This window comes from Saccharothrix violaceirubra (assembly GCF_014203755.1).
In the GTDB taxonomy this organism is placed as follows: domain Bacteria; phylum Actinomycetota; class Actinomycetes; order Mycobacteriales; family Pseudonocardiaceae; genus Actinosynnema; species Actinosynnema violaceirubrum.
This window is the reverse complement of sequence record NZ_JACHJS010000001.1, coordinates 2,086,836-2,105,173: the sequence shown is the minus strand read 5'-3', so window position 1 is coordinate 2,105,173 and position 18,338 is coordinate 2,086,836. Positions and strand designations below refer to the sequence as shown.

General features: G+C 73.2%; 23 protein-coding genes. 11 read left to right on the top strand and 12 right to left on the bottom strand.

The features are described from left to right. Position 1 precedes the first annotated feature (1 nt). Positions 2-388, bottom strand: a complete 387-nt coding sequence (locus F4559_RS10520) for an ATP-binding protein (protein ID WP_184667994.1) — start codon at positions 386-388, stop codon at positions 2-4. A 136-nt stretch (positions 389-524) separates the two neighbouring features. On the opposite strand from F4559_RS10520, the gene F4559_RS10515 reads away from it, so the two are divergent. After that, complete coding sequence (locus F4559_RS10515; RefSeq protein ID WP_184667992.1) at positions 525-848, top strand: STAS domain-containing protein; 324 nt, start codon at positions 525-527, stop codon at positions 846-848. A gap of 109 nt (positions 849-957) precedes the next feature. On the opposite strand, the gene F4559_RS10510 is transcribed toward F4559_RS10515, so the two are convergent. Continuing rightward, complete coding sequence (locus tag F4559_RS10510) at positions 958-1,857, bottom strand: pyridoxamine 5'-phosphate oxidase family protein (RefSeq protein ID WP_184667990.1); 900 nt, start codon at positions 1,855-1,857, stop codon at positions 958-960. 5 nt (positions 1,858-1,862) lie between these two features. Beyond that, positions 1,863-2,315 (bottom strand): VOC family protein, encoded by a 453-nt coding sequence (locus F4559_RS10505; RefSeq protein WP_184667988.1) that lies wholly within the window; start codon positions 2,313-2,315, stop codon positions 1,863-1,865. A 126-nt stretch (positions 2,316-2,441) separates the two neighbouring features. On the opposite strand from F4559_RS10505, the gene F4559_RS10500 reads away from it, so the two are divergent. Next, positions 2,442-3,002, top strand: a complete 561-nt coding sequence (locus F4559_RS10500) for a CGNR zinc finger domain-containing protein (protein WP_184667986.1) — start codon at positions 2,442-2,444, stop codon at positions 3,000-3,002. A 6-nt stretch (positions 3,003-3,008) separates the two neighbouring features. Here F4559_RS10500 and F4559_RS10495 read toward each other — a convergent pair whose 3' ends face one another. The 7 genes from F4559_RS10495 to F4559_RS10465 form a co-directional block, all read right to left on the bottom strand. Next, positions 3,009-4,592: an AMP-binding protein gene (locus F4559_RS10495; protein ID WP_184667984.1), complete on the bottom strand. Its 1,584-nt coding sequence runs from the start codon at positions 4,590-4,592 to the stop codon at positions 3,009-3,011. A 251-nt stretch (positions 4,593-4,843) separates the two neighbouring features. Further along, positions 4,844-5,731, bottom strand: coding sequence for a LysR family transcriptional regulator (locus F4559_RS10490; protein WP_184667982.1), 888 nt, complete (start codon positions 5,729-5,731; stop codon positions 4,844-4,846). Between the two features lie 238 nt (positions 5,732-5,969). Beyond that, positions 5,970-7,127 carry a globin domain-containing protein gene (locus F4559_RS10485; protein ID WP_184667980.1) on the bottom strand — a complete coding sequence of 386 codons (1,158 nt, stop codon included), beginning with the start codon at positions 7,125-7,127 and terminating at the stop codon, positions 5,970-5,972. A 306-nt stretch (positions 7,128-7,433) separates the two neighbouring features. After that, complete coding sequence (locus F4559_RS10480) at positions 7,434-7,598, bottom strand: DUF8730 family Cys-rich protein (RefSeq protein WP_184667978.1); 165 nt, start codon at positions 7,596-7,598, stop codon at positions 7,434-7,436. A 145-nt stretch (positions 7,599-7,743) separates the two neighbouring features. Beyond that, the gene (locus F4559_RS10475) at positions 7,744-8,916 is read right to left on the bottom strand and encodes a S8 family peptidase (protein WP_184667976.1); all 1,173 of its coding nucleotides are present in this window, start codon (positions 8,914-8,916) and stop codon (positions 7,744-7,746) included. Positions 8,917-8,995: 79 nt separating this feature from the next. Further along, a complete protein-coding gene (locus F4559_RS10470) occupies positions 8,996-9,133 on the bottom strand; it encodes a hypothetical protein (RefSeq protein ID WP_184667974.1) in 138 nt (45 codons plus the stop codon). A gap of 4 nt (positions 9,134-9,137) precedes the next feature. Continuing rightward, positions 9,138-10,409: a S8 family peptidase gene (locus F4559_RS10465; protein WP_184667972.1), complete on the bottom strand. Its 1,272-nt coding sequence runs from the start codon at positions 10,407-10,409 to the stop codon at positions 9,138-9,140. 284 nt (positions 10,410-10,693) lie between these two features. On the opposite strand from F4559_RS10465, the gene F4559_RS10460 reads away from it, so the two are divergent. The 3 genes from F4559_RS10460 to F4559_RS10450 are packed head-to-tail and all read left to right on the top strand — an operon-like array spanning position 10,694 to position 12,433. Continuing rightward, on the top strand, positions 10,694-11,626 hold the full coding sequence (locus tag F4559_RS10460) for a Ppx/GppA phosphatase family protein (RefSeq protein ID WP_184667970.1): 933 nt from the start codon (positions 10,694-10,696) through the stop codon (positions 11,624-11,626). Continuing rightward, entirely contained in the window at positions 11,623-12,021 is a 399-nt protein-coding gene (locus F4559_RS10455) for an STAS domain-containing protein (RefSeq protein WP_312865567.1), read from the top strand. The genes F4559_RS10460 and F4559_RS10455 overlap by 4 nt, the downstream gene beginning before the upstream one ends. Before the next feature lie 31 nt (positions 12,022-12,052). Continuing rightward, positions 12,053-12,433, top strand: coding sequence for an SRPBCC family protein (locus tag F4559_RS10450; protein WP_184667968.1), 381 nt, complete (start codon positions 12,053-12,055; stop codon positions 12,431-12,433). Here F4559_RS10450 and F4559_RS10445 read toward each other — a convergent pair. Beyond that, on the bottom strand, positions 12,430-13,014 hold the full coding sequence (locus F4559_RS10445; RefSeq protein WP_184667966.1) for a TetR/AcrR family transcriptional regulator: 585 nt from the start codon (positions 13,012-13,014) through the stop codon (positions 12,430-12,432). The two genes, F4559_RS10450 and F4559_RS10445, sit on opposite strands and share 4 nt — an antisense overlap. A 73-nt stretch (positions 13,015-13,087) precedes the next feature. Between F4559_RS10445 and F4559_RS10440 the strand changes: the two genes are divergently transcribed. From F4559_RS10440 to F4559_RS10420, 5 genes are all read left to right on the top strand, one after another. Continuing rightward, a complete protein-coding gene (locus tag F4559_RS10440; RefSeq protein WP_184667964.1) occupies positions 13,088-13,777 on the top strand; it encodes an SDR family oxidoreductase in 690 nt (229 codons plus the stop codon). A gap of 111 nt (positions 13,778-13,888) precedes the next feature. Further along, on the top strand, positions 13,889-14,410 hold the full coding sequence (locus F4559_RS10435; RefSeq protein WP_184667962.1) for a GNAT family N-acetyltransferase: 522 nt from the start codon (positions 13,889-13,891) through the stop codon (positions 14,408-14,410). Then, complete coding sequence (locus F4559_RS10430) at positions 14,407-15,126, top strand: alpha/beta fold hydrolase (protein WP_312865566.1); 720 nt, start codon at positions 14,407-14,409, stop codon at positions 15,124-15,126. Before F4559_RS10435 ends, F4559_RS10430 begins: the two co-directional genes overlap by 4 nt. A gap of 34 nt (positions 15,127-15,160) precedes the next feature. Next, positions 15,161-15,811, top strand: a complete 651-nt coding sequence (locus F4559_RS10425) for an HAD family hydrolase (RefSeq protein ID WP_184667960.1) — start codon at positions 15,161-15,163, stop codon at positions 15,809-15,811. An 8-nt stretch (positions 15,812-15,819) separates the two neighbouring features. Continuing rightward, positions 15,820-16,776, top strand: a complete 957-nt coding sequence (locus F4559_RS10420; protein ID WP_184667958.1) for a TIGR03557 family F420-dependent LLM class oxidoreductase — start codon at positions 15,820-15,822, stop codon at positions 16,774-16,776. Positions 16,777-16,780: 4 nt separating this feature from the next. Here the strand turns inward: F4559_RS10420 and F4559_RS10415 are convergent, their stop codons facing one another. After that, on the bottom strand, positions 16,781-18,016 hold the full coding sequence (locus tag F4559_RS10415) for a serine/threonine-protein kinase (protein WP_184667956.1): 1,236 nt from the start codon (positions 18,014-18,016) through the stop codon (positions 16,781-16,783). A 158-nt stretch (positions 18,017-18,174) separates the two neighbouring features. Here F4559_RS10415 and F4559_RS10410 point away from each other — a divergent pair, with 158 nt between their 5' ends. Next, complete coding sequence (locus F4559_RS10410; RefSeq protein ID WP_184667954.1) at positions 18,175-18,333, top strand: hypothetical protein; 159 nt, start codon at positions 18,175-18,177, stop codon at positions 18,331-18,333. The last annotated feature ends 5 nt before the right edge of the window (positions 18,334-18,338 follow it).

Below are 18,338 nucleotides of genomic sequence, written 5' to 3'. Positions count from 1 at the left end.
GTCAGCCGGACAGTTCGGCCCAGACCACCTTGCCCCGGGCCGTCGGGGTCGCGCCCCACGACGTGCTCAGCGACTCGACGATGATCAGGCCCCGGCCGCGCACCGAGTCGACCTCGACCGGCCGGCGCACCGGCAGGTCGGACGAGCCGTCGGCGACCTCGACGCGGATGCCCGTGCGGGTGCGCGTGACGGTCAGCTCCAGCGGTCCGCTCGCGTGGTCGACGCCGTTGGACACCAGCTCGGTGACCACGAGTTCGGCGTCCTCGGCCAGGTCACCGGGCAGGTCCCACGCCTCGATCGCCTGGACGACGACCCGACGCGCCTGCGCCGAGGAACCGCTTGTCGCGGGCAGGGTCACCGCCACCGGCGTCGCCGGCTCGTTGCGCACATCCCCTCCCGTTGATCGGCCGTCACCGCATCGTCGCACATCCACCGCTTCCACCACCCAGTGGTCGCGCCCACGGGCGCCGTGCTGCACGATCGGTGGCGGCGCGAGACCCCTCGCGCGGGAAGGCACGGGCTCCATGGACCTACGGGTACGCAATGAGGTAAGGGGCGACTGGACGGTCGTCGCGGTGTCGGGCGAGCTGGACGCCGACACCGTGCCCGTGCTGTCCGACCACCTGGAGGAGACGCCCGGTGACCGCGTCGTGGTCGACCTGAGCGGGGTGCCGTTCATGGACACGACCGGCCTGTCGCTGATGCTCGACTGGCACCGCCGGCTGGACGGGACGGGCGGGCAGTTCCGGATGGCGGCACTCCAGCCCTCCGTGCACAAGCTGTTCCGGCTGACCGAGCTGACCGAGGTCATGCACATCCACGAGTCGGTGGCGTCGGCGACCGCCTGACCCCACAGTCCACTGTGGATGGCCAGGCGGTGCCACCCCGTCCTCGCCGGTGCCACGACGACGAACACCGCACCGGACGGGCGACAGTCCATGAAGGACATTCGGAGCGTCAGGCGCTCTCCGGGTTGAAACGGGAGTATTCGGGCGCACTCCACCGGTACGGGCTGTGCCCGCCGACCTCGACCACGTCGGACACCGTGAACCGGACCACCCGACGTGCGCCCGGATGCCGCGCCGCGGCCTCCGGCGACCAGTCGGTGACGGCCGTGCCCGACAGGTGCAGCGCGGCGCCCTCGACCCAGTCGGGGAACAGCAGCCCGGCGTCCGGGCGGACCGCCAGGTTCCCGAGCGTGAGGAACATGGCGTTGCCGACGTAGTCGGGCCATTCCAGCACGGTGGGCGACAGGACCCGCACGAAACCGGGACCGCCGCCGCGGTGCGACGTGTCGGCCCGGCCGTCCTCGGCCGCCGTGGTCACGAAGAACGTGTCCGCGGCGGTGACGCGCTCGCGCCACCGACCGTCGAGCGCCGTGCCCCGGGCGACCACCCGCGCGGTCCCGGGCCCGCCGGCGACCGGATCGCGGCGCTGGATGTACTTGGGGCAGTTGGCGACCACCTCCTCGACGGCGACGACCAGGCCGTCCCCGTCCGGCCGCGACACGCCGTTGACCCGCATCCGCCGCCGTGACGACGGTTCGATCGCGATCATGCCGACCCGGGCGACGCCCGCCAGGGCGGCGCCGAGCGGGTCGACGTCGACCGGCCGGGCCGCGACGGTGACGGTGTGCGGATCGGGGACCCCGAGGAAACCCGGCTCCCCCGCGAGCATCGTGGTCCACAGGCGGCCGGCGCCGTCCTCGGCGCCGAGGAACAGCACGGGCTGCCCGGCCAGGAAAGCGGCGGCCACGTCCGGGACCGCCGTCCGGATGCTCCGGCCCGACCGGCCCGCGACCTCCGCCAGCCCGGCCCGGTCCTGGACCGCGCGTTCCCCCCGGTGGTAGTCGACCATGGCGGCTAGAAGAACCCGCAGGTGGGCGCACCGGCCGTGGGCGCGTCGGCGGCACCGGCGCCGGACGGGGCGAAGATCTCCAGCCGGATGCCGTCGGGGTCGAAGAAGAAGATGCCGCCCGAGTCGGCGCCTTCGCCGTGCGGGACGACGCCGTCGTACCGGAACGTCACCGCCAGGTCCCGCAGCGTCGCCTCGGCCGCGCGCACCTCGTCGACCGTGTCGACCTGGAACGACAGGTGGTGCAGCCCGGCGCGCGAGGGGTCGGACGCGTCTTCGGCCTGTTGCCACAGCGTGATGACCAACCGGTCGGCGGTGCCGAGGAAGGCGAACCGGCGTCCGTCCTCCTTGCCCTCGGCGAGGACCTCGAACCCGAACACCTGCCGGTAGAAGCCGATCGAGCGGTCGACGTCGGTCACGTTGAGACCGACGTGGCCGACGTTCGGGCGGGCGAGCGCCATCTCGTTGCCTTTCCGTCACGGGAAGGATCTAACCTGTGATCGAAGGTTAGAGAGTTAGACCAGGCCCGTCAACCACTCAAACACAGTTGGCCGGTGAGAAGTAGGGTTCGCGTCCGGAGGTGCTCGATGTCCACCGATCGGAACCGGTCCGCCCCGGCCGACCCCCGCCCCCTGACCGGCGAACCGCCGGCGCTCGACCTGCTCAACACCCGCTGGAGGGGCGCCTCGGGCCTCGAAGACCTCCTGTCCGATCTCCACGGGCTCGCGATCTGGCTGTCGAGCGCGGGGCTGGACTCGCGCGCCGAGGCGGACCAGGACACCCTCGACGCCCTGCTCCGCACCCGCGAGGCGCTGACGTCGGCCGTCACGTCCCCGGTGGACGCGACGGCGTTGAACGACGTCCTGGCCAAAGGCCGCCTGCGCCTGAGCCTGGTGGCCGGCGTCCCCACCGAGGAGATCGACCTCGACGACCCGGCGTGGCTGCCGGGCTGGCTCGCCGCCCGCGACTACCTCGACCTGGTCACCCGCGGTGCCGACCGCATCAAGCCGTGCGCGAACACGAACTGCGTCCTGCACTTCTTCGACACGTCCAAGAACGGCAGCCGCCGCTGGTGCTCGATGGCCGGGTGCGGCAACCGTGCGAAGGCCGGCCGCCACTACGCCCGGACCAGGACCCGCGCCACGTGAGCATTCCTAAGGCCGGTGCAGCGGAACGCAATGCGTGCGCAGGGCGGCCCGGCGGACCTTGCCCGACGACGTCCGGGGCAGGCACGGCACGAAGCCCAGCAGGGCGACCCGCTTCTCCTCGGGCAGGTGGGTGCGGACGAGGGTGAACACCGACGCGGCCACCTCCTCGTCCGGACCCGCCCCGGCGGCCTTCACCACGAACGCCTTGGGTTCCCAGTCCCCCAGGCGGTGCGGCGACGGGACCACCGCCGCCTCCGCGACCGCCGGGTGGCGCAGCAGCACCTGTTCCAGCTCCACCGGCGAGACACGGCGCCCGGACGACTTGACCATGTCGTCGTCGCGCGCCACGAACCGCAGGCTCCCGTCGGCCGCCGCGCGCACCAGGTCCCCGGTCCGGTGATGCCCGGCGGACCCGGCGGCGGGCATCACCCCGACCGGCCGGGGCGACAGGGACACGCACAGCTCCCCGACCTCGCCGACGCGGACCGGTGACCCGGTCGGCGACAGCACCTCGACGTCGTACCCGGGCAGCGGCCGGCCCAGGCCCGCCGACGGTCGCCCCGGCGGGTTGCCGACCTGCGCGGTGGTCTCGGTCTGCCCGTACCCGTCACGCACCTCCAGCCCCCACGCGTCGAGCACGCGCTCGGCCACCTCCCGGTCCAGCGGCTCACCGGACGACGTCGCCTCCCGCAACGCCGGCGGCCGGGCCCCCAGCCCGCGCGCCACCAGGCCACGCCACACCGCCGGCGACGCGCAGAACGTCGACACCCCGCGGGTGCGCACCACGTCCAGCACCGGACGCGGACGCACACGGGTCAACGCCACGACGGTCGCCTCCGCGTTCCAGGGCACGAAGAACGAACTCCACGCACCGCCCGGCGACGAGACGTCCAGGTGCACGTCGCCCGGCCGCACCCCGGTCCAGTACATGCCGCTGAGGTGTCCGACCGGGTGGCTCGCGTGCGAGTGCTCGACCATCTTGGGCCACGACGTGGTCCCCGCGGTGAAGTAGCGGAACAGCGGGTCGGACGCGGGCGTCGGCCCGTCCGGCGTGAACGACCCGGCGGCGGTGCGGGACAGCCCGTACGGCGTCCACCCCGCCACGGCCCCGCCCACGACGATCCGATTGCCCGGTACGGCACCGACCCGGTCCACCAGGGACACGTCGGCGACCACGTGCCGCACCCCGGCCCGCTCCACCCGGTCGACCACGTCGACCCGCGTGGCGGTGGTGTGCGTCGGCACGATCACCGCGCCGAGCTTGATCGCGGCGAGCAGCACCTCCCACAGCTCGACCCGGTTCGGCAGCAGCACCAGCACGGGGTCGAGGCGCCGGACCCCCAGTGCCCGCAACCAGTTCGCCACGCGGGCCGACCGGCGCGACAGGTCCTCGAAGGACACCGCCACGTCCTCGCCGCCCGACACCACGCGCAAAGCGGTGCGCGTGTTCCCGGCCGCGATCACGTCGAACCAGTCCGAGGCCCAGTTGAACGTCGCCGGCTCCGGCCACCGGAAGCGGCGTCGGGCCGCGTCCAGGTCCGAGCCGTGGGCGAGCAGCAGGTCCCGCGCCGCCCGGAACGCGGCCGTCACGACGTCACCACCGGTCGGGCAGGCCCGGGGACCGGTGCGCGCTGCCGGCGGACGGGGATGCGGTGTCGGCACGACGGGTGTATGTCCACTGGCAGGCCTTCACTGGTCGGGAGCGGTCACGTCGGACGCGGACCGCACGGGGTATTTCGGAGCGGGCCGGCGGCACGGCCGACTCGAATGGTCTCGACTCCGCCTTTCCCGGTGGCGGAATCCACGCCGCGGCTGAAATGACCCGGCGGCATTCCGGAAAACTAACGGGAACCTTCCGGCCGGAGAATCCGGGCGCCCTGGCGGCGGACGATCTCCAGCGTCGCGGCCACCGCGGGCGAGGTCCAGTCCTGGTCCGGCCACACCGCCGTGACGACCGGCGTCACCCGCCCGATGCCCGCCGCCTCGACCAGCGCGCCCGACGCCAGGTGCCGCGTGACCGCGGCCAGCGGCAGCATCGCGACCCCGGCACCGGCCAGCACCAGGTCGCGCGCGCCGGCCACCGACCCGGTCTCGACCACGGCCCGATCGCCCACCCGGCCGTCCTTGGCCGCACGGACCAGGGCCCGGTGCGACACGCAGCCCGAGTCCGCCGCGACCAGCCGGTCCTCGTGCCCGCCGGGCGCGGCCACCGCGACCAACTCGACCGCGAACAGTTCCGCCGTCGACACGCCGCGGTCGCGCGGCACCGTGCCGACGGTCCGGTCGTCCAGCGTGAACGCGAGGTCGACACCGTCGCCGACCTGCGCGACCAGGTCCGTCGCGGCGAGCACGCGCGGCGACACGCGCACCCGCGGATGGCGGCCCTGCACGTCCGCGACCAGGCGCGGGACCAGCGTGTCGACGAGCGGTGCGGTCGCGCCGACGGCGACCCGCCCGGCCGCCTCGCCCTTGCGCTGCAACGCGGTCGACATCTTGTCCACGACGGCCAGGATCTGGTCGACGTAACCGCGGAACATCTCGCCCGCCCGCGTGAGCCGCACGCCGTGCGGCAGCCGCTGGAAGAGCGTGGCTCCGACCCGCAGCTCCAAGGCGCGGACGTGCGCGGTGACGCTCGATTGCGAATAGCCGAGATTCCGTGCGCTGCGCGTGATGCTGCCCGTGCGCGCGACGTCGGAAAAAGTGCGTAATTGATACATCGTCAGGTCCACGCGTCCCCCAGGTACACGATTTGTCGCCTGATGGAAATCAGACGATCGGATGCTCGCACGCCGCCGTGCGGACCGGCAACCGAGGATTGCGCGATGCGGTGAGACCGGATCGCGTGGGGACCCGTTCTCCGGCGCGACTTGCCGAATCAGGGTGAATGGGGGACGGGTGGGTTCGTGAACATGGTGAAACGACGAAGCGGCCGGACCGACGGGTCCGGCCGCTTCGATCACGCGCGGGTCAGGCGCGGACGCGGCTGTCGAGCATGCCGGGACCGAAGACCTCGTAGTGGATCGCGGCCGGGTCCACGCCACGCGACAGCAGAGCCGCGCGGACGTCGCGCATGAACTCCAGCGGGCCGCACAGGTAGGCGGACGCGCCGTCCGGGAACGGGATGCCGGCCGCGTCGAAGGACTCGCGGCCGTACCAGGTCAGGGTTTCCAGGTTGGTCAGCGCCGACCCCTCGATCTCGCCGCGCAACGCGTGCCGGTCGGGTTTGCGCTCGACGTGGGCCACCACCACCGGCCGGTCCGGGTCGGTGCGCGACAGGTGGTCCACGATGGCGGCCGTCGGCGTGATGCCGATGCCCGCGCTGATCAGCACGAGCGGTCCGGTGCCGCGCAGGGTGTTCTCGCCCGACGGCGGGCCGAGGCGGACCACGTCGCCGGGCGCGAGGTCGTCGTGCAGCAAGGTGGACACGACGCCGTCCGGTGCGCCGTCGATGGCACGCACGCGGCGCACGGTGATCCGCAACGTGTCCCGCCCCGGGCCGCGCGACAGCGTGTACTGGCGGGGCTGCGTGCCGCCGTCGGGCAGGTCGACCAGCACCGACACGTACTGGCCGGGTGCGAAGTCGGGCAGCGGGCCGCCGTCGACGGGCGCGAACGCGAACGACGTCACGTCCTCCGCTTCCTCGACCCGGTCGACCACGCGGTAGGAGCGCCACACGTCCGTGCCGACGCCGAGTTCCGCGTAGCGCCGGGCCTCGGCGGCGATCAGCGTGCAGGCCAGCAGCCAGTAGACCTCGTCCCAGGCCGCGGCGACTTCGGCTGTGACCGCGTCGCCGAGGACCTTGCCCACGGCCGCGAGCAGGAAGCGGCCGACGACCGGGTAGAGCTGGGCGCCGATGCCCAGCGACACGTGCTTGTGCACGATCCGGTCCTCGATCGGCGCGTAGTCGACGCCCTCGCCCACAAGGTGTTCGGCGTAGGCGACGACGGCGGACGCCAGGGCCGCGCGCTGCTTGCGGGAAGCCTGGTTGCCGCGGTTGAACAGGTTCAGCAACGCCGGGTGCGCGGCGAACAGCGAGCCGTAGAACTCCCCGGTGATCTCCTCGGCGTGCGCGCGAACGACCGGCAGGGTGGCCCGCACGATGGCGGCGGATGATTCGGACAGCACTTCCGGCTCCTTCATAGGGTTCGTGCTCCGACGACCCCATCCTTCGCGGGAGCACGCCCGCCGGACACGGCGGAACCGCAGCGATGCGGCGGGACCTTCGGCACTGTCCACAGATCGGCATCGCCATGCCCGCGTTCGGGTCGGGCCGCCTGCCCGGGTGCGTATTTCAGGGTGCCCGAGTGGAGGACTCGCGCGGTTGTGAAGGTCGGGTCACCGGTCCGGACGCGGGCGACCATCGCCTGACGTGCTCGGATCGACCGACGGATACCGGAGACCGTGCGAGTCCCGACCACCACGGGCCCCGTCCTACTGGCGGCCCGAGAACGACCCCAGCCGCCAGCGCAGGCCACGCGGCGGCGCGCACTGGCACCGCCGCGCACGCGGGACGTCGACGAGCACCTGCTCGACGTGCAGCCCGCAGCCGGCGTGCGTGGGTTTGCCGCACCTGCGGCACGTGACGCGTTGACACATCGGACGTTCCTCCTCACCGGGCGCACAGGGGTCCCGCCGCCGGACGATCCCGGGTGCGCGTGGCCCTCGCCCACGCGCACCGCGCGAGTGGCGGGGGTGGCCGCACCCGGCCACCCCCGCCGTCACCCGCACCCGCCAGTCGGTCTCAGGCGCCGAACCCCGCCGTGTACAGCAGTCGGTTCGGCGAGCCGGTTCCCCGGTTCTTCACGACGTTCGGCGTCGCGGCACCGGTCAGGGCCGCGCGCACCTGCGCCGGCGTGGCGGTCGGGTTGGTCGCGAGGTACAGGGCCGCGCCGCCCGCCACGTGCGGCGACGCCATCGACGTCCCGCTCATCGACGTGCTCGCGGTGTCGCTCGCGTAACTCGCCGACGTCACGCCGTCGCCCGGCGCGAAGACGTCCACGCACGTCCCGTAGTTCGAGAAGTACGCCCGGTTGTCGCCCGAGTCGGTCGCGCCGACCGAGACCACGTCGGGGTGCCGCGACGGTCCCACGCCGCAGGCGTCGGACGAGTCGTTGCCGGCCGCCACCACGAAGGCGATGCCCGCGGCGGTCAGCCGGCCGATCGCCTCGTCGCCGATGCCCGGCGTGTCGAACGTGAAGCTGCCGTTGACCACCGCGGGTTTCACGGCGTTCTTCGCGACCCACTCGATGGCCGCGACCCCGTCCGAGTCCGGCCCGGTGCCGGCGCAGTCGAACGTGCGCAGCGCCACGAGCTTCGTCTTCTTGGCCACGCCCCACCGCTTGCCGCCGATCGTGCCGGCGACGTGGGTGCCGTGGCCGTGGCAGTCCTGGGCGACCTTGTCGTCGTCGACGAAGTCGTACCCGTCGGACACCCGGCCCTCGAAATCCGTGTGGGTCTTGCGGATCCCGGTGTCCAGGACGTAGGTCGTCACGGTGGCCGCGGTGGTGTTGTAGCTGTAGCGGCGGTCCAACGGCAGGGCGCGCTGGTCCACCCGGTCGATCCCGTACGTCGGGTTGGTCTGGGTGTCCGCGAGCCGCGACGTGCCGTCCTGGTGGACGCTGCGCACCGCCGGGTCGGCGGCCAGTCGCCGGGCCTGCCGGTCGGACAGGCCGTGCACCAGGAACCCGTTCATCGCCACCGTGAACACCCGCTCGACCGTGCCGCCGTAGCGGTCCGCCAGGCCCGCCGAGGCGACCCGGGCGTCACCGCCCTCGAGCGACACCAGGAAACTGCCCGGCACCGGCCGGGTCGCCGGCACGAAGTCGGCCTGTGCGGGTCCGGCCGACGCGGGTGCCGCGCCGGCCGCGAGCGCCGTCACGACGATGGCCGCGACCGCGTACTTCCTTGTTCCCATGGGGTTTCCTCCACTGTGCAGGGGGGTGGAGGCACCCGCGACGCGCTGGGAGAGGAGTGCGAACGCGCCGCGGGTGCGGTCATCGGGACGAACGCCCGCCGCCCGGATCGGGCGGTGCGGGGTCGGCGGCGGTCGGGTGGACCGGCCGGGCGGCGCACGGCGAGGCGCCCGCCGAGGAGTGCGCGAGCCGGGAGCGGCACGCCGCCCGGTCGGTCACCGGGTCACCGGTGCGCGAGCGGACGCTTGCCCTTGATCGACTCGACACCCGCGCAGTCCGGCCCGTCGGACGTGGCGCAGGCCGCCGGGGTGACCCGGCCGCCGAGGAACCCGACGGAGAGCAGTCGGTCGGGCGAGCCCGCTCCGGGGTTCTTGATCGCACCGGTGGTGGCGTTGGTGGTCAACGCGCTCGCGACCTGCGCCGGGGTGGCCGCCGGGTGCGCCGACAGGTACAGCGCCGCCGCGCCCGCCACGTGCGGCGTCGCCATCGACGTCCCGTTGATCGTGTTCGTCGAGCCGTTGTTCCACGTCGACGTGATCGACGAGCCCGGCGCGAACAGGTCGGTGCAGGTGCCGTGGTCGGAGAACGACGACCGGGTGTCGGTGCGGTCGCTCGCGTTCACCGTGATCGCCTCGGGCACGCGGGCCGGGGACGAGGAGCACGCGTTGCGGTTGTCGTTGCCCGAGGCGACCGCGAAGGTCACGCCCGCCGTGATCGCCCGGCGGACCGCGTTGTCCACCGAGGAGTTGGCGCCGCCGCCGAGGCTCATGTTCGCCACGGCCGGCTTGACGTGGTTCTTGGCCACCCAGTCGATGCCCGCGACGACCTGCGACCAGGCGCCCTGGCCCTCGCAGTTCAGCACGCGCACGGCCGTGATCTTCACGCCCTTGGCCACGCCGTAGGTCGCGCTGCCGACCGTGCCCGCGACGTGCGTGCCGTGGCCGTTGCAGTCCTGGGCGACCTTGTCGTTGTCGACGAAGTCGAACCCGTCGACGACGCGACCGCCGAAGTCGGTGTGCTTGTACACGCCAGTGTCGACGATGTGGGCGTTGACGTTCGACGCGGTGTTGGCGTAGGTGAACTTGGCGTCCAGCGGCAGGGCCTTCTGGTCGACGCGGTCCAGGCCCCAGGTGGGGTTGGTCTGGGTGCCGGTCGCGGTGGCGATGCCGTCCTGTTCCCCGTACTCCACGGCCGGGTCGGCGGCGAGCCTGCGGGCCCGCGCCTGGTCCAGCCGCACGGAGAAGCCGCGCGACGCGGTGGTGTAGGTGTGACCGACCCGGCCGCCGTAGCGACGGGCCAGGTCGCCGGCCTTGGCCGCGCCGAAGCCGTTGTCCTTGAGGGCCACGATGTAGGCGCCCGCGATCGCGCCCGGCTCGTTCGCACCGCGGATCGCACCCTCGGCCGGTGCCGCGTAGCCGTAGCCGACGTTGACCGCCAGCACTGCCGACGTCGCGACGCAGACGGTCACCGCCCGCCGTCGGATCGAGTGTCGCATCGGGTGTTCTCCTGTTCCCGGTCGGCCGCCGTGCAGGGGGGTGGCGGTCCGTGATCCCACCTTCGACCCAGGGTGCGAACGGGAACAATCCGGGTTGCGGTACGTAGGGCTACGCAAACTAATGCGGGTGACCAACGCCCATACGTAGGAGTGTCGTACCGCGATCACTCCCCCGGCCGCGATCACTTCAGGTGAGATCGTCCCGAATAGGTCACCTGATCTGGTTTAGCCCGGTCGGATATGGGCACCCTGCCGTACCTGAATCTGTAGGCGGTGTGCGCGCGATGACGGGAAGACGGGGCCGGGTGGGTGTGCTCGACATCGGGTGCTTCAGCGCCGGTCTCGTGGTCGTCGACGACTCGCCGCTACGGCCCGTGCTCGTCCACAAGACGCGCCTGCGCCTGGACCGCGCGCTCGACCGGGACAACCGGCTGCGCGCGGACGGCGTCACCGAGGTCGTGCACGCGGTGCGCACCGCGTTGCGCGTGATCGAAGACGCCGACGTCGCCGAGTTCGTGCCGTTCGCGACGTCGGTCGTCCGCGACGCGCCCAACGCCGACGAGGTGCTCGCCGAGGTCCGCGCCCGGACCGGGTTCGCGCTGCGCGTGATGACCGGCGAGCAGGAGGCCCGGCTCTCCTACCGCGCGGCCCGCGCCTGGTTCGGCTGGTCCGCCGGTCCCCTGCTGGTGCTCGACGTGGGCGGCGGGACCGTGGAGATCGCCCGGGGCGACACGGCCGTGCCCGGCGTGGTGGCGTCGCGTCCGCTGGGCGCCCGCACGCTGACCCGCCGGGGCCTGACCGACCCGGCCGCGGTGCGCGCCGAACTCAGCGAGGTCCTCGTCCGGAACGGCCTGACGACCACCGGTCCGGTCCGCGCGGTCGGCTGCTCCAAGGTCTTCCAGCAGCTCGCCCGGCTGACCGGCGCCCGGCCGCAACGCGACGGCCCGCACGTGCCGCGCCGGCTGCACCTGGCCGACCTGCGGGCGTGGCTGCCGCGCCTGGCGGCCATGTCGGCGGCCAAGCGCGCCCGGCTGCCGGGCATCTCGCGGCACCGCGCCGAGCAGTCGCCGGCCGGTGCGATCGTCGTCGAGGCGCTCATGACGGTGACCGGCCACGACGTCGTGGACATCAGCCCCTGGTCGACCAGGGAGGGCCTGCTGCTCGACCTGGTGGGACGCGGCGAGGACCGCGGGACCGACTACAGCCGGGTGGCGTGAAGGGGACGAAGAGGATGCTGGCGTTGTCGGTCGAGGCCCATCGCACGGGGTGCGCCGTCGTGGTCGCGACCGGGGAACTCGACCTCGCGGGCGCACGCCGCGTGCTGGACCGCCTGGACCGCCTGGTCACCGAGGGCCGGGACCGGATCGTGCTGGACATGTCCGGTGTCGCGTTCTGCGGTGCGCAGGCGATGAGCGCACTCGTGCGCACCCGGGCCCGTGCGCAGCGGGCGGGCGGCTGGCTGCGCTTGGCCGCCGTGCCGCCGCACGTCCGCCGGGTGTTCGGCAAGACCGATCTCGACCGCCTGTTCCCGCACTTCCCGGACGTGGCCGCCGCGACCTCGGGCCGACCGGCGCTGCCCGAGCAGCGCCGCAACCCGCCCGCGGCCCGGTGAGATCGGGACCGGACCGGGGTACCCGGCGTACGTGAGTGACGTCCACGTACGCCGCGACATCCCCGCCCTCCCCGACCTGGTCTTCGCCACCGTGGCCGAACCCGCCCGGCTGACCGACTGGCTGCCCGAACCCCTGTCCGTGGTCGGCCTGGCACGCGCCGACATCCTGATCCTGAGCCGGCACGGCACCCCGTTCCAGCTCCGGCTGACCGCCGACCCGGACCGGCTGCGCCTGGAGTGGACCGCCCTGGCCGACCCGGCGTGCACCGGCCGGCTCCAGGTGGCGCTCGCCGGTACGACCGGCAGCGTCGCCGAACTGCGCCTGGCCTGTCCCCGTGCCCCGGATTCGTTCGCCGCGACCCTGCTGGAGGCCCTGGGCGCCGAGGTCGAGCGCACTTTCGCGCCCGGCTAAGGCTTTCCGAGCAGGTCTTCGCCGAGCGCGGTCACGAGGTCGTCCGACCCGCCCGCACCCGTCAACGCCCGGTAGACGACCGGTCCGATCAGCGCGTCGAGCGTGGCGTCGAGGTCGAGGCGGGGCGAGATCGCGCCGGCGTCGACCGCGCGCGCGAGCAGGTCGCGTTCCCGCTCGCGACGCGGCGCGAGGTAGCGCGTGCGGAAGCTCTCGGCGGCGGAGGTGTCGTGCTGCGCCTGGGCGACGAGCGTGAGCAGGACCCGGCCGGCCGGGTCGTCGACGACGAACCGCGCGAAGTCCCGGAAGTAGCCGAGGACGACGTCCGCGGTGGCCGGCGCGGTCGGGACCGGGACGCGCTTCTCGCTGTCCGCGATGAGCGTGTCGAGCAGGATCTCCACCTTCGACGGCCACCACCGGTAGATCGTCTGCTTGGCGACGCCGGCCCGACGGGCGATCGCCTCGACGGTCAGACCGGCGAAACCGTGCTCCACGAGCAGGTCGTCCGCCGCGTGCAGCACGGCCAGGCGCGCGGCCTCGTCGCGCCGGTTGCCGGCCCGGGGCCGGGGGTTCACGGCGGACATGCGGCACACCCTACCGCCGGCCGCCCCCGTGCTACTGTCTAGACGCAACGTCGCGTCTAGACAAGGAACGATCATGCTCGAACGCCACGCCCTGATCATCGGCGCCTCCCGGGGCCTGGGCCTGCACCTCGCCGGGGAACTCGCCCGCCGCGGCTGGGCGGTCGTCGCCACCACGCGCGGTGGCGCGGACGACGGACTGCGCGCCGGACCCGGCCTGACCGTGGAACACCTCGACATGACCGTGCCCGCGCAGGTGACCGCCCTCCGCGACCGACTCGCCGACCGGCGCCTGGACCTGCTGTTCGTCAACGCCGCGATCGACCGGGGCGACGTCCCGATCCACGAGGTGCCGACCGCCGTGTTCACCGAGGTGATGATCACCAACGCGCTGAGCCCGCTGCGCGTCCTGGAGGCCCTGCGCGACCTCGTACGCCCGGACGGGACCGTCGCGGTCATGTCGTCGGAACAGGGCAGCGTGTCCTTGAACACCGAAGGCGGCTACGAGCTTTACAAGGCGAGCAAGGCGGCCCTGAACCAACTCGTCCGCGGCTACGCCACCCGCCACGCGGCCGACGGCCACACCACGCTGCTGGTCGACCCCGGCCACAACCGCACCCGCCTCGGCGGACCCGACGCGCCCCTGGACCCGCACGACACCGTCCCCGCGATCGCCGACCTCCTCGAAGCGCACACCACCCCCACCCCCACCCCCGCTCCCCACCTCCACTTCCTCGACCGCCACGGCACCCCGGTCCCCTGGTGACCCCGCGAGTCCTCCACTCGGGCACCCCGAAATACGCACTCAGGCACCCTGGAACACGCACTCGGACATTTCCGGGTGACCGGCTCCGCAGACGGGACTAGCGTCGCGTCCATGCGCATACGCCCGGCGGAGCCGCACGAGTACCCCCTGCTCCAGGCCATCGAAACGGCTTCGGGCGAACCGTTCCGCGCCGTCGGCATGACCGACATCGCCGACGACGACCCCATGCCCCTGGAAGCGTTGCGCCACGCCGAGGTCTGGGTGGCCGCCGACCCGGACCCGATGGCCTGGATCGCCGTCGTGCCACTGGCGGGCGACGCCCACGTCACGCAGGTCAGCGTCCACCCCGACCACGCCCGCAGGCGGATCGGCGCGGCACTGATCGACCACGTCGACGAGTGGGCCCGCACCGAGGGTCTGGCCGCGCTCACCCTGACCACGTTCCGCCACGTCCCCTGGAACGCCCCGTACTACCGCAGACTGGGCTTCACGGAACCCGCCGAGCCCGGTCCCGCGCTGGTCGCGGTACTCGCCGCCGAGTCCGCACGCGGTCTCACGGACCGCGTGTGCCTTCGGCGTCCGGTGGGTGCGCTTCGGGTGACCGGGCGGTCACCGGCAGAATCGGCCGGGTGACCACCGCACTCCTGCTCGCCCACGGGGCAGGCGGCGCCGCCCGCCCCAACTTCGGTCCCCTGATCCCCGCCCTGTCCCGCACCCGACGGGTGTTCGCGCCCGACCTCCCGGGTTCGGGCACGACCCCGCGCGCCGCGGGCCCGCTGGAACTCGACGACCTGGCCGACTTCCTCATCGCGGCGGCCGACACCGACACCGTCGACATCCTCGGCTACTCGCTGGGCTGCGGTGTCGCGGTGCGCGCGGCCGTGCGCCACCCGGACCGGGTCTCGCGCCTGGTCCTGACGTCCGGTTTCGTCCGCGCCGACGACCACGTGCGCGAGCGTTCCGGGCGGTGGCGCGAACTGCTCGCCGGCGACCGCGACGAACTGGCCCGCTTCGTGATGGAACTGGTCCTGGGCGACCCGTTCCGGCACGCGATGACGCCCGAACAGGTCGAGGGCTTCCTGGAGATCATCCAGCTCACCCTGCCGCCGGGCGTGGACGAGCAGGTCGCGCTCGTGCAGCGGCTGGACGTGGGCGACGACGTGGCGAAGGTCGCCGCGCCGACGCTCGTCATCGGCACCCGGCACGACAACCTGGTCCGGCCGGCCGCGAGCCGCGCGCTCGCCGACGCCATCCCCGACGCCGAGTACGCCGAACTCGACAGCGGCCACGCCCCGGCACTGGAGACCCCGAAGGAGTGGCTCCGCCTGGTCGAGGGGTTCCTGACCTGAGTTTGTCCCCGCGCCGACCGGGCAAACCAGGCGCATGACCAACACGCTCGTCCTCGACGTGGACGGCACACTGGTGGACACGAACTACCACCACGCGATCGCCTGGTTCCGCGCGTTCCGCCGCCACGGGTTGACCGTGCCGACCTGGAAGCTGCACCGGGCCATCGGCATGGGCGGCGACAAGCTCGTCGCGGAGATCGCCGGACAGCACGTCGAGGACGAGCACGGCGACGACGTGCGCGCCGCCTGGGAGGCCGAGTTCGAGCCGATGCTCGACGAGGTGCGGCCGTTCGAGGGCGCGCACCGGCTGATCACGACCGCGCTGGAGAAGGATTTCGCCGTCGTCCTGGCCAGTTCGGGCAAGCGCCGCCACGTCGACCACTACGTGAAACTGCTCGACGTGCCGGACGTGGCGTCCACGTCGTCGGACGACGTGGACGAGAGCAAGCCCGCGCCGGACCTGATCGCCACCGCCCTCGACCGGGTCGAGGGCGGCCGGGCCGTGGTCGTCGGCGACTCGGTGTGGGACTGCGAGGCGGCCCGGCGCGCGGGCCTGCCCTGCGTCGCCTTGCGCACCGGGGGATTCGCCGAGGCCGACCTGCTCGACCACGGCGCGTCGGCCGTCTACGACGAACTCGACCGGCTCCGCGCCGACCTGTCCGACCTGCCTTTCGGTCCGGCGTAGGAGGCACCGTGCGCATCGGCTACACCCTCATGACCGAGCAGTCCGGCCCGCGCGACCTGGTGCGCGACGCGGCGGACGCGGAACGCGCCGGGTTCGACTTCGAGGTGATCAGCGACCACTACTTCCCGTGGTTGGCGGAGCAGGGCCACGCCCCGTACGCGTGGTCCGTGCTCGGCGCGATCACCCAGGTCACCGAACGGGTCGAGCTGATGACCTACGTGACGTGCCCGACGATGCGCTACCACCCGGCCGTCGTGGCACAGAAGGCCGCGACCGTCCAACTGCTCTCCGGCGGCCGGTTCACGCTCGGCCTCGGCTCGGGCGAGAACCTCAACGAACACGTCGTCGGGCGCGGTTGGCCGTCGACCGACGTGCGGCAGGAGATGCTGCGGGAGGCCGTGGAGATCATCTCGCAGCTCTTCGACGGCGGGTACGTCGACTACGTCGGCCGCCACTTCCGGGTGGACTCGGCCACGCTGTGGGACCTGCCCGACCGACGGGTGCCGATCGCGGTCGCGGTGTCCGGCGAACGCTCGGTGGGCCTGTTCGCGCCGTTGGCGGACGCGATGGTGGCGGTCGGGCCGGACGCCGACCTCGCCCGGTCGTGGGACGTGTTCCAGGGCCGGGAATCCCGCAAGGTCGGCCAGTTGCCGATCTGCTTCGACACCGACCGGGACGCGGCCGTGGCACGGGCGCACGACCAGTTCCGCTGGTTCGGCGACGGCTGGGCGGTGAACGCGGAACTGCCGGTGCCCGCCGGGTTCGCCGGCGCGACCGCCTCCGTGCGGCCCGAGGACGTGGCCGCGCGGATTCCTTGTGGCGCCGACGTAGGCGCCGTCGTAGCGGCCGTGCGCGGCTTCCACGACGCGGGATTCGGCGACGTGGCGCTGCTCCAGATCGGCGGCGGCCACCAGCGGGAGTTCCTGGAGTGGGCGGAGAAGGAACTGCTCCCCGCCCTGCGCTGACGGCTCAGCCCTTCGGCTTGCCCTTGCCGTTCCCCTTGCCCTTGGCGGGGACGGTGGGTTTCGGCGGTTCCGGCGCGGTCGTCCCCTCCGTCGGCTCGACGACGGTCGCCGAGCCGATCCGGGGTGGCAGGGTCTCCGGGACCGCGGCGCCGGACCGGACCGGCGTGGTCTCCGCGACCGGCTCCTCGGGCACCGCCCCCGGTAAGTCCACTGTGGATGAACCAGGGGTGGTGGCCGACGTCCTCGTGGCGGCGATCCCCGGCGCGGACCGCTCGTCGACCGGCGGCGTCCCGCGGCACAGCAGCGCCCCCGCGACGGCCAGGACCCCGACGACCGCCGCCACGCCCGCGAGCACCCGCACGGACCGCCGGCGGTCGGCCGGCGGTTCGGGTCGCGTCACCACGCCGTCCCCGCTCAACGGCTCCAGCCCGAGGCAGTCGCGCTCGGCCCGGACCAGCCGCCGCACGCAGACGTCCGCCGTCGGTCGGTTTCCCGGCACCGACGACGTCATCGCCACCAGCACGTCGGTCAGCGAGGCGGGCAGCCCCGCCGGCACGCACGGTTCGCGGTGCAGCCGCGCCAGGGCCGATTCGGTGTCGCCGCCCGGGTACTCGGGCCAGCCGGTCAGGCATTCGAGCAGGACCAGGCCCAGCGCGTAGACGTCGGACGCGGCGGTCACGTCCCCGCCGCGCACCTGCTCCGGCGAGAGGTACCCGGCCGTGCCCACGAGCACCCCGGTCCGGGTGACGCGGGTGAGTTGTCCTTGCAGGGCAAGGCCGAAGTCGGCCAGGTACGCCCGCCGTTCGCCCAGGTCCAGCAGGATGTTGGACGGCTTCACGTCCCGGTGCACGATGTCGTGCGCGTGCACCGCGGCGAGGATCTCCGCGACCTGGGCCCCGATCCGGGCGACCACCGACGGGGCGATCGGCTCGCGCATGCGCCGACGCAGCGTGCCGCCGTCGATCGGCTGCATCACGTAGTAGGGCCGGCCGCGCACGATCCCGGTGTCGTACACGGCGACCACGCCGGGGCAGTGCAGCGAGGCGAGCATCCGCGCCTCGCGGTCGAGTCGGACGCGTTCCTCGGACGCGGCGTCGCCCTGGAACACCTTGATGGCGACGCGCCGGTCCATCCTGGTGTCGAACGCGCGGTACACCTCGGCCATGCCGCCGGCGCCGTAGAGGCCGCCCACGGCGTACCGACTGTTCAGGACTTCGCCGGTCAGGTCTCCGTCCCACATTCGGCGGACCTCCGTTCGAGCCATTCGCGTGGGCGGAAACTACCGTCCGCCACCAACGTTCGCCCAACGGGGTTCGCCATTCGTTCGGCATCACGCAATCGGCGCGCAACATTCGTAGGGTGTGCATCCCCACGGCGGCACCGGGTATCCCCTGGCGCATGACCGGAAGCCCGCGGGAACCGACGCTCGACGAACTGATCGACGACGAGGACGCCAAGATCGCGGCCCTCGGCGAGGCCGACGGGGTCAGGCCCGCCCTGGACCCCGAGGACCCGCTGGAGGAGGAGTACGGCCACCGGCCGGTCGACGGGGACTGACCGCC

Bases quoted from the DNA above. Each gene is read 5' to 3' on its own strand.
- F4559_RS10480 (WP_184667978.1), bottom strand. From the start codon at position 7,598: ATGTGTCAACGCGTCACGTGCCGCAGGTGCGGCAAACCCACGCACGCC.
- F4559_RS10440 (WP_184667964.1), top strand. From the start codon at position 13,088: ATGCTCGAACGCCACGCCCTGATCATCGGCGCCTCCCGGGGCCTGGGC.
- F4559_RS10510 (WP_184667990.1), bottom strand. From the start codon at position 1,857: ATGGTCGACTACCACCGGGGGGAACGCGCGGTCCAGGACCGGGCCGGG.
- F4559_RS10445 (WP_184667966.1), bottom strand. From the start codon at position 13,014: ATGTCCGCCGTGAACCCCCGGCCCCGGGCCGGCAACCGGCGCGACGAG.
- F4559_RS10460 (WP_184667970.1), top strand. From the start codon at position 10,694: ATGACGGGAAGACGGGGCCGGGTGGGTGTGCTCGACATCGGGTGCTTC.
- F4559_RS10410 (WP_184667954.1), top strand. From the start codon at position 18,175: ATGACCGGAAGCCCGCGGGAACCGACGCTCGACGAACTGATCGACGAC.
- F4559_RS10505 (WP_184667988.1), bottom strand. From the start codon at position 2,315: ATGGCGCTCGCCCGCCCGAACGTCGGCCACGTCGGTCTCAACGTGACC.
- F4559_RS10515 (WP_184667992.1), top strand. From the start codon at position 525: ATGGACCTACGGGTACGCAATGAGGTAAGGGGCGACTGGACGGTCGTC.
- F4559_RS10475 (WP_184667976.1), bottom strand. From the start codon at position 8,916: ATGGGAACAAGGAAGTACGCGGTCGCGGCCATCGTCGTGACGGCGCTC.
- F4559_RS10425 (WP_184667960.1), top strand. From the start codon at position 15,161: ATGACCAACACGCTCGTCCTCGACGTGGACGGCACACTGGTGGACACG.
- F4559_RS10500 (WP_184667986.1), top strand. From the start codon at position 2,442: ATGTCCACCGATCGGAACCGGTCCGCCCCGGCCGACCCCCGCCCCCTG.
- F4559_RS10415 (WP_184667956.1), bottom strand. From the start codon at position 18,016: ATGTGGGACGGAGACCTGACCGGCGAAGTCCTGAACAGTCGGTACGCC.
- F4559_RS10435 (WP_184667962.1), top strand. From the start codon at position 13,889: ATGCGCATACGCCCGGCGGAGCCGCACGAGTACCCCCTGCTCCAGGCC.
- F4559_RS10465 (WP_184667972.1), bottom strand. From the start codon at position 10,409: ATGCGACACTCGATCCGACGGCGGGCGGTGACCGTCTGCGTCGCGACG.